This window comes from Streptomyces sp. NPDC058373 (assembly GCF_042723275.1).
Classification (GTDB): domain Bacteria; phylum Actinomycetota; class Actinomycetes; order Streptomycetales; family Streptomycetaceae; genus Streptomyces.
In genome coordinates, this window is the sequence record NZ_JBHXJE010000102.1 from 1 (window position 1) to 1,865 (window position 1,865).

1 protein-coding gene is annotated in these 1,865 nt (G+C 74.7%); it reads left to right on the forward strand.

The window, feature by feature from the left end:
* A partial coding sequence (locus tag ACFWMZ_RS28205) for a condensation domain-containing protein (RefSeq protein ID WP_383204998.1) occupies window positions 1-1,865 on the forward strand: 1,865 nt, incomplete at both ends.

Genomic DNA, 1,865 nt, shown 5'->3' on the forward strand with positions numbered 1-1,865 from the left:
CTCCTCACCCACCCCCACCTCACCCACGCCGCCGTCCTCGCCCGCGAGGACCAACCCGGCACCAAATACCTCGCCGCCTACCTCGTCACCGACGACGGCCGGCCGCTCGACCCCGCCGGCCTGCGCCGCCACCTGGCGGCCTCGCTGCCCGAGTACATGGTCCCGGCCGCCTTCACCGCCGTCGCCGCGATCCCGCTGACCGTCAACGGCAAGGTCGACCGGCGCGCCCTGCCCGCACCCGAGTTCACCGCGCCGGGCGAGACGTACACCGCGCCCCGGAACGCCACCGAACGCGCCCTCTGCGCCATCTGGGCCGAGGTGCTGGGGGCCGAGCGGGTCGGTGTCGAGGACGACTTCTTCGGCCTCGGCGGCGACTCCATCTCCAGCCTCAAGGTCACCTCCCGCATCCGCACGGTGCTCGGTACGCACCTCTCCCCGCGCGCCCTCTTCGACCACCCGACCGTCGCACGCCTCGCCGCCGAGACCGACGGCCGCGCGAGCGCCGACGGGCCGGCCGAGGCCGGGGCGGGCCCGGGTGTCGTCCCGGTCCCCCGGGGCGGGCAGCTCCCGATGTCGCTGCCGCAGGAGCGCCTCTGGTTCCTGGAGAACTTCACCCCGGGCGCCATCGAGTACAACGTGACCGGCGCCCTGCGCCTGACCGGCGGGCTCGACGTGGCGGCGCTGGAGAGCGCGGTGGCGGGTCTGGTCGCCCGGCACGAGGCGCTCCGCACCACCTTCGACGCCGTCGACGGGCGCGGCGTCCAGGTCGTCCACGACGCGGTCGAGGTCCCGGTGCGCACCGTCGCCGTGCGCGAGGCGTCCGAGGTGGACGCCGTGCTGCGGGCCGAGGCCGTCGAGCCGTTCGACCTGCGCACCGGCCCCCTGGTGCGGGTCCTGCTGGTCCGGGTGGCGCCCACCGAGCACGTCCTCGTCCTCGCGATGCACCACATCGTCACCGACGGCTGGTCGATGGGGATCGTCACGCGGGAACTGAGCGCGCTCTACGCGGCCGCCGTACGCGGCGAGGACGCCGGCCTCCCGGCCCTCCCCGTCCAGTACCCGGACTTCGCCGTCTGGCAGCGCGACCGGCTGAGCGGCGCCGCGCTCGACACCCAGCTCGCCTACTGGCGCCAGCAGTTGGCGGGGCTGGAGCCGCTCGAACTGCCGACGGACCGCCCGCGCCCCCTGGTCAGGACCTCCGCGGGCAGCACCCGGGTCTTCACCGTCCCGGCCGGGCTGGCCGAGCGGCTGGCCGCGCTGGGCCGCGCCCGGGGCGCCAGCCTCTTCATGGGCCTGACGGCGGTGACCCAGCTGACGCTCGCCCGCTACACCGGCCAGCGCGACATCGCGGTCGGCACCGCCGTCTCCGGGCGGGAGCGTACCGAACTGGAAGGGCTGGTCGGCTTCTTCGTCAACACCCTGGCCCTGCGCACGCGGGTCGACGCGGCGCGGAGCTTCGCGGACCTGCTCGACCAGGTGAAGAGCACCGCGCTCGACGCCTTCGCCCACCAGGACGTGCCCTTCAGCCGCCTCATCGAGGAACTGGCCCCCGAGCGCGACACCAGCCGCACCCCGCTGGTCCAGGCCATGATCACGCTCCAGAACACCCCGGGCGGCAGCTTCGCCCTGCCCGGCCTGACCGCCGAGGAGTACGAAATCCCGCGCGCGGCGGCCCAGTTCGACATGGGGCTGCACTTCCAGGAGGTGGCGGACGGTGGGCTCGTCGGGGTCGCCGAGTACAACTCCGACCTGTTCGACGTGGCCACCGTGGACCGGCTCTGCCGCCACTGGCTGACCCTCGCCGAGGAGGCCGTCAGCACCCCGGCGCTGCCGGTGGCCCAGCTCACCATGTTGGAGCCGGCCGA